General features: G+C 35.2%; 19 protein-coding genes, 1 tRNA gene and 1 pseudogene. 6 read left to right on the plus strand and 15 right to left on the minus strand.

All coding sequences use genetic code 11. The features are described 5' to 3' along the window. Positions 1-4: 4 nt before the first annotated feature. Positions 5-2,353, minus strand: coding sequence for an LPS assembly protein LptD (lptD, locus tag O970_RS06080; protein ID WP_024496242.1), 2,349 nt, complete (start codon positions 2,351-2,353; stop codon positions 5-7). Positions 2,354-2,479: 126 nt separating this feature from the next. Next, on the minus strand, positions 2,480-3,892 hold the full coding sequence (pcnB, locus tag O970_RS06085) for a polynucleotide adenylyltransferase PcnB (RefSeq protein ID WP_081685274.1): 1,413 nt from the start codon (positions 3,890-3,892) through the stop codon (positions 2,480-2,482). Between the two features lie 235 nt (positions 3,893-4,127). Between pcnB and serC the strand changes: the two genes are divergently transcribed. Further along, complete coding sequence (gene serC, locus O970_RS06090; RefSeq protein ID WP_024496244.1) at positions 4,128-5,222, plus strand: 3-phosphoserine/phosphohydroxythreonine transaminase; 1,095 nt, start codon at positions 4,128-4,130, stop codon at positions 5,220-5,222. 67 nt (positions 5,223-5,289) lie between these two features. Here serC and O970_RS06095 read toward each other — a convergent pair whose 3' ends face one another. Continuing rightward, positions 5,290-5,640 (minus strand): DUF4156 domain-containing protein, encoded by a 351-nt coding sequence (locus O970_RS06095; protein ID WP_024496245.1) that lies wholly within the window; start codon positions 5,638-5,640, stop codon positions 5,290-5,292. Between the two features lie 200 nt (positions 5,641-5,840). Between O970_RS06095 and O970_RS06100 the strand changes: the two genes are divergently transcribed. Then, a tRNA-Ile gene (locus tag O970_RS06100) sits at positions 5,841-5,917 on the plus strand. A gap of 233 nt (positions 5,918-6,150) precedes the next feature. On the opposite strand, the gene O970_RS10305 is transcribed toward O970_RS06100, so the two are convergent. The 10 genes from O970_RS10305 to O970_RS06150 form a co-directional block, all read right to left on the minus strand. Beyond that, positions 6,151-6,282, minus strand: coding sequence for an Ogr/Delta-like zinc finger protein (locus O970_RS10305; protein ID WP_202976362.1), 132 nt, complete (start codon positions 6,280-6,282; stop codon positions 6,151-6,153). A gap of 77 nt (positions 6,283-6,359) precedes the next feature. Beyond that, positions 6,360-7,382, minus strand: a complete 1,023-nt coding sequence (locus tag O970_RS06110; RefSeq protein WP_024496246.1) for a phage late control D family protein — start codon at positions 7,380-7,382, stop codon at positions 6,360-6,362. Positions 7,383-7,396: 14 nt separating this feature from the next. Beyond that, positions 7,397-7,813 carry a phage tail protein gene (locus O970_RS06115; RefSeq protein WP_024496247.1) on the minus strand — a complete coding sequence of 139 codons (417 nt, stop codon included), beginning with the start codon at positions 7,811-7,813 and terminating at the stop codon, positions 7,397-7,399. Further along, on the minus strand, positions 7,813-8,163 hold the full coding sequence (locus O970_RS06120) for a hypothetical protein (protein ID WP_024496248.1): 351 nt from the start codon (positions 8,161-8,163) through the stop codon (positions 7,813-7,815). The genes O970_RS06115 and O970_RS06120 overlap by 1 nt, the downstream gene beginning before the upstream one ends. Before the next feature lie 116 nt (positions 8,164-8,279). Further along, on the minus strand, positions 8,280-9,989 hold the full coding sequence (locus O970_RS06125; RefSeq protein WP_275055006.1) for a phage tail tape measure protein: 1,710 nt from the start codon (positions 9,987-9,989) through the stop codon (positions 8,280-8,282). Between the two features lie 22 nt (positions 9,990-10,011). Then, the gene (locus tag O970_RS06130) at positions 10,012-10,329 is read right to left on the minus strand and encodes a hypothetical protein (RefSeq protein ID WP_036562843.1); all 318 of its coding nucleotides are present in this window, start codon (positions 10,327-10,329) and stop codon (positions 10,012-10,014) included. Continuing rightward, positions 10,322-10,390, minus strand: coding sequence for a GpE family phage tail protein (locus O970_RS10310; RefSeq protein WP_238610600.1), 69 nt, complete (start codon positions 10,388-10,390; stop codon positions 10,322-10,324). Before O970_RS10310 ends, O970_RS06130 begins: the two co-directional genes overlap by 8 nt. Positions 10,391-10,449: 59 nt before the next feature. Next, entirely contained in the window at positions 10,450-10,737 is a 288-nt protein-coding gene (locus O970_RS06140) for a phage tail assembly protein (protein WP_024496249.1), read from the minus strand. Between the two features lie 64 nt (positions 10,738-10,801). Beyond that, positions 10,802-11,314, minus strand: a complete 513-nt coding sequence (locus O970_RS06145) for a phage major tail tube protein (RefSeq protein ID WP_024496250.1) — start codon at positions 11,312-11,314, stop codon at positions 10,802-10,804. Between the two features lie 13 nt (positions 11,315-11,327). Further along, positions 11,328-12,503, minus strand: coding sequence for a phage tail sheath protein (locus O970_RS06150; protein WP_024496251.1), 1,176 nt, complete (start codon positions 12,501-12,503; stop codon positions 11,328-11,330). A 140-nt stretch (positions 12,504-12,643) separates the two neighbouring features. Between O970_RS06150 and O970_RS06155 the strand changes: the two genes are divergently transcribed. Then, positions 12,644-13,441 carry a glycosyltransferase gene (locus O970_RS06155; protein WP_024496252.1) on the plus strand — a complete coding sequence of 266 codons (798 nt, stop codon included), beginning with the start codon at positions 12,644-12,646 and terminating at the stop codon, positions 13,439-13,441. Positions 13,442-13,480: 39 nt separating this feature from the next. Here O970_RS06155 and O970_RS10315 read toward each other — a convergent pair whose 3' ends face one another. After that, positions 13,481-13,663, minus strand: a complete 183-nt coding sequence (locus O970_RS10315; protein ID WP_081685275.1) for a tail fiber assembly protein — start codon at positions 13,661-13,663, stop codon at positions 13,481-13,483. Positions 13,664-13,727: 64 nt separating this feature from the next. Continuing rightward, positions 13,728-14,152: pseudogene (locus O970_RS10320) on the minus strand (tyrosine-type recombinase/integrase); the annotation flags it as partial. Between the two features lie 487 nt (positions 14,153-14,639). Here O970_RS10320 and O970_RS10325 point away from each other — a divergent pair. The 3 genes from O970_RS10325 to O970_RS06175 all read left to right on the plus strand — a co-directional run. After that, entirely contained in the window at positions 14,640-14,765 is a 126-nt protein-coding gene (locus O970_RS10325) for an IS3 family transposase (RefSeq protein WP_081685276.1), read from the plus strand. 716 nt (positions 14,766-15,481) lie between these two features. Further along, on the plus strand, positions 15,482-15,643 hold the full coding sequence (locus O970_RS09885) for a hypothetical protein (RefSeq protein WP_166667088.1): 162 nt from the start codon (positions 15,482-15,484) through the stop codon (positions 15,641-15,643). Between the two features lie 216 nt (positions 15,644-15,859). Continuing rightward, positions 15,860-16,101: hypothetical protein (locus tag O970_RS06175; RefSeq protein ID WP_036562846.1), on the plus strand; the 242-nt coding region annotated here is incomplete at its 3' end.

The raw sequence follows: 16,101 nt of genomic DNA on the forward strand, positions 1-16,101 counted from the left end.
TTTATCATTCTAGTGCTGAACGATAAGGTAATAATCCAAAGTCAAGCATTTTAGCTGTTGTATTACGATTATGCCCAAAGCCTCTTAATTCTAAATTAAACGATAGCTTGTTTTTATACTCACTATGACCATTTCTTGCTTCCCAATTAACAATTTTACGTCCATATAGAATATTAAAGCCCCAACAACAATTATTATATTGTAAGCCAATAAAACTATCTGACGTTTGTTTTAAATCAAGATCATAATAATAAGAGCCGACAGCTGAGAATGAATCGTTAAGTGGTACGGCTACCATTGCACCTAGTTGCGAAATATTTTGTTTATAAGGTGAACTTGACGCTAAACCAATGGCGTTAATATAATTTTGATTAGCATAGCGATAACTGACCTGTAATAATTTATCACTATTAGGTTTATATTCAAAAATGGCATTAGCTAACGCTATTTCATCAATATGAGTGTCATATTGTAAACCAGTGCGAATAATCATATCGGGATTAATTCGCATAAAGCTATCCATTGCCCAAGTTAAACTGCCTACATTTTTATTCTGATCTAGAGGCGAATTGAGATCGCCAGTACGAGATTGATTGAAATAATAGACTTGGCCAATAGAGACATTGAAACGTTCACTTAAATTTTCATCATATAATCGTGACGTTACCCCAGTCGTTATCTGATTGGCAGAGGCGATTCGGTCAAGACCACTGTACATCTGATCGCGGAAAAGACCGATATAATCAGATTGCATTAATGAGGAATCATAATTATTTACAGACGATTGATCTTTATATGGAATATATTGATATTTTATACGTGGCTCAAGAGTTTGTGTATAGCCATTAAATGCTTTAACATTACGCTCTAAAACAAATCGCCCATCAATAGTAATTTTAGGCAAAACACGAGTAAAATTTTTCTTTAATTGTTCATTATTTGTTGAATCTGATAAGTCTTGATAATAATGGGTTGCATATAGTGTTGCCTCAGTATCTAAACTAGCACCATGACTCGATAATGTATAACCAACGGTTGGTGCTAAGTGTAAGCGTATTGCATTTGGATTATCTTTACCTGAACTACTAAAATTAACTATTTGACCATATGCACTTAACCTTAATGCGTCCTCGGTGTTATTATAATAGTAGAGGTCAAATTGTGGTTCAGTACGATATACATTATCTTTTAATGCACTACGAAAAACTTGGAAGCTTTTAGCACTTAATGAGGCATCCCAATTTTCATTAGCATAACCAATAAGATAGCTTTGGGTTAGATAACCATCAGTCACATGTGCATAATCAGAATTGAGGTCGACTAAATACTGTCGATCGCTAACGCGGGTGGCATCTGTTTTTATACGCCAGTTTTCATTGATAGTGCCGTCATGATCCCAATGAAATAACCAACGTTGTTTGTTTTCGCCGATATCAGAAAATATTTTTGATTTATTTTCATTATATAAAGAATCATGATCAAGCCAATCTACAGCAAGTGTTCCTAAACCTAGATCTGTTAGGTATCGTGTTTCGGTTTGAATTTGCAAACCACGACGCTGAATATAACGGGGCGTGATAGTCGCATCTAAGTTTGGCGCAATATTCCAATAAAATGGCATTGCGACATTAAATCCATCGATACTATTATAATCAAATGATGGCATTAGTAATCCTGAGCGACGTTTTGTGCCAGTCGGATATTGCAGATAAGGGGTATAGAAAATAGGAACGGGACCTACTTTAAAGACCGCATTCCATGCCTCAAGTAGCTGTTCTTTATTATCATGAATAATGGTTGTACCAGAAATACGCCAACTATTATCACCCGTTGGGCAGCTAGTAAAATTACCATTTTTTAGAATAACATAACGCTCATTTTTAAATGCCATTTTATCGGCTGAGCCACGACCAAGCCTATTAACTAAATGATATTGACTATTTGCAACTTCAATATCATTTTTTTCTATGGTCATGATTATCTTATCACTTTGCATTTTAATAAAGTTATCCAGATAATTAACATGGCCTTGCACGGTTAAGAGATGAGTATGATCACTATTTTGTTCTATCTCTACTAAATCAGCATTTAATGTGCGATTACCTTGGGTGATTTTAACATTACCTTGATAAGTTACTTTATTGGGAAGGCTACCTTTCAAGCTATCTGTCTCAATTTTAACGGGAATATCAGCAATATTTCCTTCAACCACTGGTTCATTATAGGTTGGTACATTAATAAGACATTGCGCATCGGTATTGAAAGAGGCGAATAAATCCTTAGCGTATACATCGTTATGATATAAGGACGACCATACCGCTATTGTTATTATTGAAGGAAAAAATTTTCTCATATTCAGCGTATCTGTACCAAATTAATAAAAGATAAGTCCATTATAACGTTTATTGAGTAAAGTAGTAACGAATAAGATCAAATTATGTTTATCAAATATATCTATCCGCAACTTAAATGTACAAATTTACGCCTTATCCACCCCATTTTTTTTGCGATGGTTTCTAACGCTCTTTCTTTTTCGTTGCTTAGGTTTATGTGGTAAATTCTTCACCATAGCGTGCTGAACTTCAGATGTTGAGTGTTGAAATTCATCCCACCACTTAGCTTGTTCTAGCAATTCGCCTTTTTCAATTGACGCTCGTAACTCAAGTAGGTCATAAGCTGCTCTAAATTTATTATGCTCATAAACGGAAAAGGCTCGTTTTCCAAATCGTTTGCTTAAACGGATTTGTAAATGCCATATATCATTAATCACACTAGTAATACGTCTAGGTATGGCTATCGTTTTGCATTGCTCATGTAGTATATCACTACAAGCAACAGAAAAAGCGTCATGATAAGTTAAACCGCTTTCCTGCATTAAATTTTGAGTTAATTCATTTAAAGGATACCACAGAAACGCTGAGAATAAGAACGCTGGATTGACGCCTTTATTATTTTCAATACGATAATCTGTATTTTTTAATACCTGTTCAATGATCCTTTCCATATTCGAACTCGTGCCTTTATTTAACGTAGGCGTAAACAATTTTTCAATAATAGGAAAGAGTTGCCCAAATAGATGATATTCACGCAATAATTGATAACACGCGTACCCCTTACCTGTTTGAAATAATTTTAATGATTCGTCAAACAATCGTGCGGCTGGGATATGGCGTAATAATGGCGCTAAATGCTTAATCGGTTCAGCACTACTTTTTTCTATAACTAGATCAAGTTTAGCGGCAAAGCGGATAGCACGCAGCATTCTAACTGGATCTTCACGGTAACGTGTTTCTGGATCACCAATAAGACGAACGATACCATTTTGTAAGTCACTAAGCCCATGGCAATAATCGCGAACGGTAAAATCTTTAATGCTATAATATAGACTATTAATAGTAAAATCACGGCGTTTTGCATCTTCTTCTATCGTTCCATAGACATTATCGCGAAGTAACATACCATTCTGGGAACGTTTTGAGGTATTTGGATTCTTTTCATTTTCATGATTGCCTCGAAAAGTAGCAACTTCAATGATTTCTTTACCAAATAGGATATGTGCAAGTTTAAAACGACGTCCGACTAAACGACAGTTACGGAAAACTTTCTGTATTTGTTCTGGAGTAGCGTTAGTTGTAACATCAAAATCTTTAGGTCTTTTTCCTAGTAATAAATCACGCACACAGCCTCCGACTAAATAGGCTTCATAGCCTTGTTTATTCAGTCGATAAAGAACTTTTAAGGCGTTTTCGCTAATAGACTGACGAGAAATACTGTGCTGTTTTCTAGGAATAATAGTTAAATTATCTGTAGACGATTCCCTGACTGCGACGTGCTTAGGTTGTAATTGCGATCGAAATAGTTTGCGATAGAAACGCGAAATTTGCTTGAAAATAGGTCACCTCAAAAATTCACTGATTCAAATTCCCTTAATATAACTGGCGCAATTATAACGCAAGTGATTTAATAGTCAAAATAGGAAAATAATAAAAATAATTTATGTGGATTGTTACTGTTATATAGTAATAATATGAAAAGCAGTAAATTTTACTTGAACAGAAACTTACTGTTTATCATCATTCTAAAGTAATAATTATTTAAACAGATATACTAACTACTGGTACTTACTTATGAAAAAAATATATAACTTTAGTGCAGGTCCGGCAATGTTACCCCATGAAGTATTACAAAAAGCGCAACATGAGCTGCTTAATTGGCAAAATACAGGCGCATCGGTTATGGAGCTTAGTCATCGGGGGAAAGAGTTCGATCAAACGGCAAAAGAAGCTACACAAGATTTACGCCAATTACTAAATGTGCCTAATAATTATAAAATTCTATTTTGCCAAGGTGGGGCAAGAGGGCAATTTGCTGCAGTTCCTATGAATATTTTAGGGAATCGTGATTCTGCTGATTATATAGATAGTGGTTTCTGGAGTATGAGTGCAGCTAAAGAAGCGACAAAATATGCACAAATCCATCACCATCACATTAAAAAAGAAGAACAAGGAATAATTAGTTTAAAACCAATGACCGAATGGTCTTTATCTGAGCAATCTGCGTATGTTCATTACTGTCCCAATGAAACCATTGATGGTGTAGCTATTTTTGAACAGCCTAATTTTAAAGATAAAGTCGTTGTTGCCGACTTTTCTTCCTCTATTTTATCACAACCGATTGATGTTACTCGCTATGGTATCATTTATGCAGGTGCGCAAAAAAATATAGGGCCAGCGGGAATCACAATCGTCATCGTGCGTGACGATCTTATTGGTCATGCTAAACCATTTTTGCCATCAGTACTGGATTATCAGATATTAGCTGATCATGATTCTATGTATAATACCCCTCCAACGTTTGCTTGGTACTTATCTAGTTTAGTATTTAAATGGATAAAAGGATTAGGTGGATTGACCGCTATGTCAGTACGTAATCAGGAAAAAGCTAAAAGATTATATCAATTTATCGACGGTTCAAACTTTTATCATAATAATGTGGCAGAACAAAATCGCTCGATAATGAATATTCCTTTTAAAGCACCCACGCCAGAGTTAGATAAACAATTTGTAGAAGAGGCCAGCAAAACAGGTATTCTTGGAATTAAAGGACATCGCGTAGCGGGGGGCATGCGCGCATCAATTTATAATGCTATGGATTTAAATGGTATTGATTATTTAATTAATTTTATGGATGATTTTAAGCAGAAAAATAAAAATCGCCTTTAAGTTACATGGTCAAGAAGCGTATTATCATACGCTTCCTTAATCTTATAATCCGATATAGCGTAATTTTTTAAGGGCATTTATACACTTCACCAGTCATTGTTACATCAACTGGCACTAAATCAGAAATCACTTTAGGCGATGTATCTTGCGCGTTAAAAATCGTATTACCACTCATTGTAGCAGCATTATTGCGTAAATCTTTAGCCGCATCGCGCATTAGTTCGCTATGGGTTTTCGTTCCAGAGAAAAAACTACTACGATGCCCTTCTGCTTTGCCTAAATATTGGCAATTGCTACTAGGCGGCGTATCAACAAAAGTAACCAGTGAGCCGCCGGATGTCAATTCAGTTGTTGAAGAACTACAAGCCGAAAGGATTAAAGGTATCCCAGCAACTAAAACATATTTTTTTAAAGACATAATTATTCCTTGTCAACATAAAGTAATGTATATTTATTAAAATAATATAATGGCATGTTAACAGGTATGCTATCAAAAAACATAATATATCAAAAATATTTTGTCTGTAAAATAAGCAATTGAACTAAAAAATCATTTTTTTTCGATAAACAACTAGATAAATTATTTTAACTTGATTATAATCGCAAACCTATTCACAAGGCCCCTTAGCTCAGTTGGTCAGAGCAGTCGACTCATAATCGATTGGTCACTGGTTCAAGTCCAGTAGGGGCCACCACTTAAACCTAGTAAATTCAAATAGTTACCTTAATAAATTCATTAACAAAATTTTATCGATTTACCTTAATGGCGGTAAAATGGCGGTTTAATTTTATTGTGTAGGTATTTTTGATTTATTCTGATAGAAAAAAGTCCGCATAAGCGACTTAATAAGTTTATGACATCCGTTTAGAGTTTGGTGATAAATGTATATTAATTTTAGGATCTGGGCAATTGCTTGGTACTATTGTTTCAGATATTGATTGCAGTGAATGTATGACCACAATATATATTAGAACATTGATAATATTGTTTTCTGGTTAATTCAGATAATGCTTCACTTGAGCGGATAAAGGCTTTATTTTTACAATGTGGACATCTCATTAATTAAACTCCATATTAACTTTTGATTAATTATATATTAATGAAACTTAATTTAAAGTTAATATTTTAGTGGAAAGTTATTCTAATTTTATCTCCAACTCCAAACTTGTCACAAATCCACCTGTTGCGGTAATTGAATGAGTGCAACGGGTGATTATCCATTCTGATGAGTCGATCTCTTGTTTAAATCCTTGTACGGTTACTGGCATTTCGGGGAATAGGTCAGGGCGACCTTGTGCCAAGGTCATACTAAATTGACACGCACCGCGTTGCAGTTTTTTCCATTGGTTGGTTGCTGCTCGGTGGGCGTTCTGTTTGCTGGCGTAGGTATGGCGTAATATTTTTACGTTGCCTTCCGCACCTATTAATACGCTTTTATTGTCTGAATTTTTGCTCTCACTTGCCGATGAACGGATCTCTGCTTTCTTATAATCAAGCCAATAAGCCTTAACACCTGTATAGGCTTTTCTATCAGCAATTGAAAATGAATGAGTGTCGCCTGATGAACGTTTAATTATGACGCTAGGTAATGTTTGGCCACTCACTGTTTTGGCGGCTCCCGATAAGAAAATAATTAACATGCCATTTTTAACCGTTGCGATGGCATCATAATCACTAAGTAGACGCGTTAAAAATGAGGCGTCTGATTCTTGGGTTTGGTCTGCGTGGTTAATCGTTTGATTTGCGATCTCTGTCGCAATTTTGTATTCAAAATTATGACGTTTTGCGATCTGGCTCGTAATTTTTTCAATAGTCATTGAATCATAACTCTGTTCACGCTTTACATTAAGTGATTCACGAAAATTGGCGCTTTTGCCCCGAATAGTTAACGTGTCAGGTAGTCCATGATGTTCGCATTCATCAACAACAAACTTGTTGTTAAATACCAATCCTTGTGCATCATTCCAACCAAATGAAACATTGAGTTCAACACCGCGTTTAGGAAGTGCTAATTTACCGTCACTATCATCGAGTTCAATTAAAAACGTATCCGCTTCAAAACCGCTGTTATCAATAATTTGTAATGATATTAAACGGTTATCAAAATGACTAGTAATATCTTTATCGTTATATTGGATCTTAAAAATGGCTTTTTTCATAATAAATGACTTGATTATAAAAGTTTAAGAATATCTGCACCTGATATTACGTCAGGTGGATCGACTTTTTTTAAGCTGAAGGTAAACTCAATTTTACGTGGTGTACCATCATTAAAGAATTCCTCTCTATCCGTTTGGATTGATTCATTAACATAAAAGCCCAGTAAAATACCACTGCCATTAATAAGTGGCCAAGATATACCTAAATCAGCTTGTCGCTTATAAAATTCAAGGCTAACTCGGCCGCCAGTCACTTCCAGATAAAGCACGCCACTTAATGTAATTTTTTCTTCACCAATGCCAATAAATTGCGTTGCTGGGCTCTCACCAAATCGATTATTCGACGGATAACGGTAATTGATTGTTTCACTTATCTTTTGAAATGGAATTGTTTTTAGTTCGAATACGAACATGCCATAAATCATTAACATTAATCGATATCCCTATAGCTGTTACGGTAGTTATTTTGTTGCCCTCTAAAATATCGGCTGACTTCTTTGCCAACTTTATTAGCAAGTTCTTGTTCGTTCATATTTGGTGCAGCATTAATCGTAATGAATATCTGTGGTTGATTTACGGACTCAGCCAAATTAGACGGTGCATTTGGTAATATGGGTGTTCGGTTATCGACAGTAATATTGGATAACCCTTTTTCACTGATTTGATTTGAAAATTCACTCATAGAGCGTAGTGCTTTATTACTATTACGCTCTATGCCCAGTTGAAAGCCTTCAACGGTAAAATCGCCATACTGGGCAAATACTCTTGATGGCGAGTGCATGCCTAATGCTTCTTTAAACCAGCCGGTTACACCATCAGTTAGATCCGAAATTGTGCTTTTTAGCTCATTCCATTTATTTTTAATACCACCACTTAGCCCATCAACCAGGTTACTACCTAAGTTGGTAAAGATACTGGTAATGCCACCTTCACCCGTAAATATTTCACCAATTTTTTCAGGCAGAGAAAAAATAAATGTTCAGACGCTTTTAACCAATTCGAAAAGTCTTGGAATAATTTAATCGGTAGCATGATGGCTTTACCAACCGCTTCACCGAATGCAACACCTGCCGATTTAGTACTGTCGAACTCTTCACTAGTTAGTTTAACGGGTTCAAATAAATTACTAAACCAGTTAATCACGCTGCCAATTGCATCACCAATCGTATTAAATATCGGTGCCAGTGGTTCAAATGCCACCTTTACGGACGCCATTGCACTACTAAAGCCTTCCCACATGCCGATGAAAAAGGCCTTGATTGGTTCCCAATATTTATAAATGAGTAGTGCGGCTACCGCAATAGCGGTAATCACTAATCCAATGGGGTTGGTTAAAAATAATCGACCGACAAAGGCAAATGTAGAGCCAAAGAAACGAACTGCGGTTGATAGCGTTGATAAGGGCGATGTATCCAAACCGATAGCAGCCGAACCAAAGGAACTAAAAGTTTTACCTAATAACCCATTTTTAATGGCTAAACTGCCAACGGATAGCCCTAAGCGAGATAAAATAAATTTGGTCATAAGCATTGGACCAAAGATACTCATTAGCATTAAGGCTAAACCACCAAAGGCCGTGGTAAGCGCAGCAAGTCCTATACCAAGTATCACAATCCCCTTACTCACTGCAGGATGCCGTTTTAAAAATTCACCCACACTGTGTAAGAAGTGAGTAAAGCCTTGGATGGCTTTACGGAGCCAGGCATTATTTTTTTCAAATAACTCAACACTGATATTTTCAAAAGCGGCATTAAGCATCGTCATATCACCTTTGAGATTATCGAATTTTAAGCCTGCAACGCGTGAAGCTTCACCATCATATTCGCCTTTTTCACCGCGTAACTTTTTAAGTTCGCCGGTGCCACTTTGTGATAATAATATTTCAAATCCGGTTAAGCCGATTTGACCAGCAATTTTTTTATTAATGGCGGCTCTATCAACGTTCCCCATATGCTGCGTTGCTGCGGAGATTTCAGCGAGAATATCCACCAAATCACGCATATTGCCATTTTTATCTTTGGTTTTAACACCAAGTTTAGCAACCGCTTCAGACGTACCAATTCGGGTTAATATTTGTCTTAATGTGGTACCGGCTTGACTCCCTTGAATACCGGCATTACCCATCATGGCGGTGGCTGCGGCAACCGTTTCTAAACTTTGACCAAATGCAGCGCCAACACCAGCACTGTATTTGAGTGATTCACCGAGCATTTGAATATCAACGTTATTACGGGTAAACATTGCTGTCATGACATCAGCAACGTGATCCATTTTTTCTGCCGGTATTCCCATTGCCATTTGAATATTGGATGCAATATCAGCGGTAGTACCTAAATCAAGATCACCAGCAGAGGCTAAATTAAGCATGCCAGGCATTGCCTTTAAAATTTGGTCAACGTTGTAGCCTGTTCTGCCTAAAAAGTATTGACCGGCAGCTACTTCACTATCGGTAAATTTTGATTGCAGGGGGAGTGTTCTTGCTTGGTTACGCAAGGCAAGCATACGCGGATCATCTTTATCTGCTATACGCGTTACGGCTTGGGTGGCACTCATGCTGGCATCAAATTCGTAGCCTACACCTAACCACGCTGTTTTTGCGTAGCAGATCGCAAAGTATTAAATGATTCTTTTAATTGTGCCGCTTTTTGTTTGGCCTTTTCAAAATCATCCACCATTTTTTTGTGGATGATGAAGATTGCTTTATTGCTTGGGATAAGAGATTAACTTTATTACGAGCTTGTTCTAACTCGGTACCGACTTTTTGCGTATTGTTTTTTAACGTGACAAAGCCAGATAGATTTTTTTGTATCTGATTAAAGCCTTTTAATTCAGCTTTGGTTTTAAGCAACTGCTCGGCTAAAAGTTTGGTATTTTTAGTTGAATTTTGTAGCGGACGACTCGCATTATCAACACCGCTAAGAATAATTTTAGCTTCTAGTTTACTCATCTGTGGCACCGCTACGGATTCGGGCTTGTTCTCGCCAATGCATTAATTCAGAAATGGTCAATTTATCAAGCGCATCAAGCGACCAATGAAATATAGTCGCTATATCTGCTTGTGCGTTTTCTACTCGGTCGGGGATCCCTCGGTCACACCGCTTGATTTCGGTTTCAAAAAATCACTCATTTCAACCACCACATTAGTTAAGTCCATGTTATAAACATCTTGTTCTGATAAGGTCGGCGTTGAAATACGCGGCAGGACTTTAGCCAATGAATCAATATCCGCATCAACAAAGTTAAGTAATTTAACGCCACGTAAATCACCGGCTAACGGTTTACGGATGGTGATTTTAGTAATTTCTGTTTTACCATTAATAATTGAGCTCGATAGTGTAATGTCTTTTTGTGTCATGATTTGCTCCTGATTAACAGCCCATCTTAGTTAATAGGCTGTTATGATTATTTATTGTATGAGGTTATAAGCCGATTGCCTGGCGTGCTTGCTCTAATAAATCAACACCGTTAACTTTGTAAATCATGTTAATAATATCGATTTCAATCACATCTTCACCATCAATGGTTAAACGGTAATAGACACAGGTCATTGAATATTTGGTTTGACTGCTTTCACCTTGTTTAAATTCGCCTAAATCTTGCTCTTTATGGCGTCCAGTCACATTCACTTCGACTTTGCTATACTCTTCGCTATCATCTTTTTGGAAAGTACCGGCAAAACGTAAGTTACATTGATTTATTGAACCACCTAAAAGTTTGGCAATATCGGAAGTTAATCCGCCCATGGTATATTCAAGCTCTAAAGCATCATCATCTAAACCTAGATTGACTTTGACCGAACCAGGCATACCAGCACCACGATAGCTTTCCAATTTTTGTGTAAGTTTAGGTAATGTGATGGATTTAGCTTCACCAATATAGGAAGCACCATCAATAAACACGTTAAAATATTTCAATTTTTTGGGTAATGCCATGAGTTAAACGCTCCTAGTTTGCTGCAACTGAATTTGCTAAATCAACTAAATAACTATCAGTAATACGCTGGTTAAACATTAAATTTTCAAGAGGTGGAACAGGCGTATAATCGTAATCAATTTTTAGCTTGCCTTCTTTGTGTTGATCCTTGGTGTTGATTGACGCATCAAACCACGCTTTACCATCAATGATATAGCCATTTGATTTCAGTTCTCGGAACTTGTTATTTACCGATTCAACAATGTCTTTGATTAATGAGGCGTGCATCGGTTTATCAATAAAATCAAACATGGCATCCGCGATTGAGTCCGCCAGAACTTGAGTTGTTCGAGTGTAGTTTTCAAACATAAAAAAGCCATCTTCAGTACAAGTACGAGAACCCCAAAAACGATATCCACTACGACAAATCAATGTTGTTACTTCATTTTCATTGAGATAACTAGCATCGGTGCTTTCAGCCTGTAAATCCCAGTAAACATCTTTACTAATACCCGTTACCCCATTTACCGGCATATTTGATAGGGTTTTGTGCCAACCAATTTGCTGGTCAATTTTAGCGCGTAATCCAACTGCACGAGCGGTAGCATAAAAAGTAGTTTCGTTGGATATTGTGATATCAAAACCGATAAAATCAGGCCAAATCACCATAACTTCGCGCGCACCAAAATTTTTACGGTATAAAACAGCATCTTCCTTGGTTTGTGCACCATAAGCTGATACATAACAAAAAGCACGTAATTGCTGGGCAACGGCGATTAGTGCGATTGCAACGGGTAAAGAATCTAATCCAGGTACAGCTAAAATACGCGGTTTCACATTTAGTTTTATTTGTGCAGCAAGTAGAGCTTTAATTCCTGTATATTTGCCGTCTACTGTTGTCGTACCAATAATATTAGATTGTGTTTCTTCAGGTGTTGCTCGTTCGGCAACGCGAACCGCAACAATAACAGGCGAGCATTGATCTGCAATCGCATTTAGGGTTGAAAGTAATGTACCTTGTTTATCTGCTCTAGCAATGGCGCCATGCACATTAGTAATCAGAACAGGGGTATTAAGTGGAAAGTATTCGTTATTTGCATCTTCAGCGGTACAGACAATGCCTATAACTGCGGTTGATGTTGTGCGGATCGTTTTACTGCCTTCGTTAATTTCAATAACGCGGACTCCATAATGATAATCAGCCGCCATTTATAATCTCCAATATTTAAATAGATTGGGGTAAATGGTTGCATAGAATAAATAAAGAATGTAGAGGCTTGGCTTGTAAATTTGTTACTTACATACTACAGTATATATCCTAATAAAAATCATGGGGGGGGGATTATTAAATGAAATTTGATAAAAACAGTGATGTTATAATAGTCTTAACAAGCTGTGGTAGATTTGATTTATTAAGTAGAACGCTTTCATCATTAAATATATTCAATACTTATCCTATTAAAAAAATAATTATTACAGAAGATTCTAGTAATAGTGATGTTATTAATTTTATCCCTAAAGATTGGTTACCATACACTGAGATATTAGTGAATAAGCAGAAATTAGGGCAAATAAAATCTATAGATAAAGCTTATCAACTAGTTGATACAAAATATATTTTTCATTGTGAAGATGATTGGGAGTTTTATCGTTCAGGTTTTATAGAGGAATCTAAATTAATCCTTGAAAATAACGATAAAGTTCTTCAAGTATGGCTTCGAGATTACAATGATGATATCAAAATTAATTATCCTTTTCATTATCCAGCCGAAAGACTTATATTAAATGACATGATTTTTTATAAATTAGGCAGTAATGATGATAAGTGGAAAGGTTTTAGTTTTAATCCAGGTTTAAGAAGAAGATCAGATTACGATAAAATATCATGTTATTTTTGTGAAAATAAAACATCAGCTGAAACGGAAAGCTATTTAACTAATGTGTATCATGAAAAGGGAATGTATGCTGTCTTTTTGGAAAAAAGCGCAGTTAAACACATAGGCTGGGATTCTCATGTATTATCGCCTGAAGAATTACAAGAGAAAGTGTTGATATCTAACAAGAGAAAAAAGAAAAAGCTTAAGAACTCAATTATTGGTTTTATTATAGGATTCTTATTTGGTTTTCTTTTTACTTATTTAGTATAAGTGATAATAGTTATTGAATTTATACAAGTGAAAAGCCCATTAATTGGGCTTTTTGAGTAACAGAATTTCTTCTTTAGTTGTATCGATTCGACTTAATAAAACACGATATTTTTTCCACATTTTTAGCTTTTCAACGTCACCATCTTCCGCTATAGAAAACTCAATAGCATCTTGTAATATAGCTATTTTTTTAGAGGCTTCATCAATTAAAGTATTTATAATCGATTGGTCACTGGTTCAAGTTCAGTAGGGGTCGCCAATATAACTATATGAATTATATAGATTTTTAACTATTCATTGCTTTACTATTTGTTCTGTTAAAATTGCTTTGTGCCGTAAATGTGACATTGTTTGCAAACTCTAGCATATGATCTGCATTCAAGTGAGCGTATTTATTCACCATCTCTAACGTTTCCCATCCGCCAAGATTTTTAAGCGTATAGAGTGGTGTACCTGCTTGAACATGCCAGCTTGCCCACGTGTGACGTAAATCATGAAAGTGAAAATTATCTGTCCCTGATAATTGGCATGCTTGTTTAAAATCTCTTCTATCAATGTCGTAAACCTTTTTGGGGATTGAGTGAGTAAATACATATTCACAATTTTTTTCTAAATCTTAATTTGCGTATTAATGTAATAGCATCAGGATATTAGTAATAAAGTGCTGGCTTTTCCCAATTTTGCGTTTTTGTTTATCACAATAATAGCCTTATTAAACTGGTACTAATTAGTGTAGCCTATTCAAAAAAATGGTCTGGTGTCAAAATATACCTGTAAAAATATCGTATTGATACAGAAAAAAGCAACGAATCATCAGTAAGTAATCAACGTAATCGTCAGTTCACGGTAGGACAACAACGAAAAGTGTTTGTGACTGATTTAACTTATGTGAGAGTAGAACAACAATGGCATTACTTTTGTGTGATTGTTGATGTGAGCAATCGGTAAATCGTGGGACGAGGAGTTGGAAAACATAAAAATACTCAATTGGTTATGGATGCTATCAGCCAAATCCCTATTAACTTAAATTCAGTTGAGTTATTTCATTTAGATAGAGGAAAAGCGTTTGATAACCATTTAATTGATGAATGTTTAAAGTGATTTGGTATTCAGTGTTCATTAGGTCAAGGGATATCTCTATGACAATGCAGTTATTGAATTGACATTTAAAGCAGTGAAAACTGAATTTGTGTAAAATATGGTATTTGATTCATTTGAGCAGCTTAAGTTGCAATTTGATCACTATGTAGATTTGTTTAATGACAATAGGTTTCATTTGGCTTTAAATTACTTATCATCTATTAAATATAAAATAAATCTATGATCTTATCTTTTTTGTGCCAATAAGATAAACAAAAACATTCCGATAGATCTTTCCTCCTCAATACTTTTAACATTCACAAACTGCCCATTATTATTGATTTTGCTATTTTAATTTAAATTATTACAGCTTGATTATCTTTAGAGATAAACTCTAATTATTATTGAAATAATAGATTACATTATATAATATTATTGCTGATGTGATTAAAAAGATATTTCTAATGAACAGAATTTGTCAACTTAGAGAAAAAGGAAATATCGTGGAAGAAAATTAGATCTATCTCAACATGTAATTTTGTTCTATCAATCTGAGTGGAGAGATATTGATTTAAATACTTACCAAAAAAATCACAAATTTTTTAGTAGAAATAGAGTAAAAGTATTAATTGACGTTATTTTGCAACTTAAAAAGATCATACTTAACCTTTTATAAGAGGTGATTGATGACATATTTAATGATCGCCTTTAGTTATTGAACGTGAACTTGTTGCCTTTATTAATCTAAATATAACAGAGTTAGTCAATGGCAAGAACAATTTCCATTACTGGCGTGACTTAACTATCAGTAGAGCAAAACACTAATTCGAAGAAAAAAAGAATGCTAATTACAGCTTATTAACACCGAGATAAACGTAATAGAACAAAATGGTATTTAATTAATTATTTAAATCTTGATGGTGTAATGAAAAATTCAAATAGTCGAAATGATGAATATAAATGTCATTCTGTAAAGATAAAAATAATCAAACTGACGAAATGCAAGGGATCAAATTAATTAAACTATTACCAAAGATTACTAAAGATGCTATTGCATATAAATTGCAAAAACCAAAGTTAGCGAAGCAAATGCATGATGATTTTAAACTAAACTACTATTAAAACTTAACTGATAAATTAACCGCATAGCATATATTACGAACATTAATCCAACGCTAAAAATAGTTTGAGCTACAAGGAACAAGGCGTTAGCTACAATAAACTAAGTGACTATCCACCTATTGAGATAGTGCAAAAGTCATCATAAATCCAAAAAATAGATAATAACGCAAATAAAATTGAATATAGTCCAAAATAAAAAGAATAAGAGGAGTAACAATGAGAGAAACAAGAGATATTTTAACAGCATGGAAAAATACACGTATTTTAAAGCGCATGGGGATAGAATATCCATTTAAATCAGTGGGTATAAACGGCGCCCCAACCGAATTTGATTATCGCCAATATCTTACGGAAGATGAAGCGCAGATCGTCGATAAAGCAGTTTTAACCTTAAAAAATGATAATTATTCACAATGGATTGTATTAACAGCGTATTATTTACGTGAAATTTCATGCAA

Origin of the sequence: Candidatus Schmidhempelia bombi str. Bimp, from assembly GCF_000471645.3 — a bacterium.
Lineage (GTDB): Bacteria > Pseudomonadota > Gammaproteobacteria > Enterobacterales > Orbaceae > Utexia > Utexia bombi.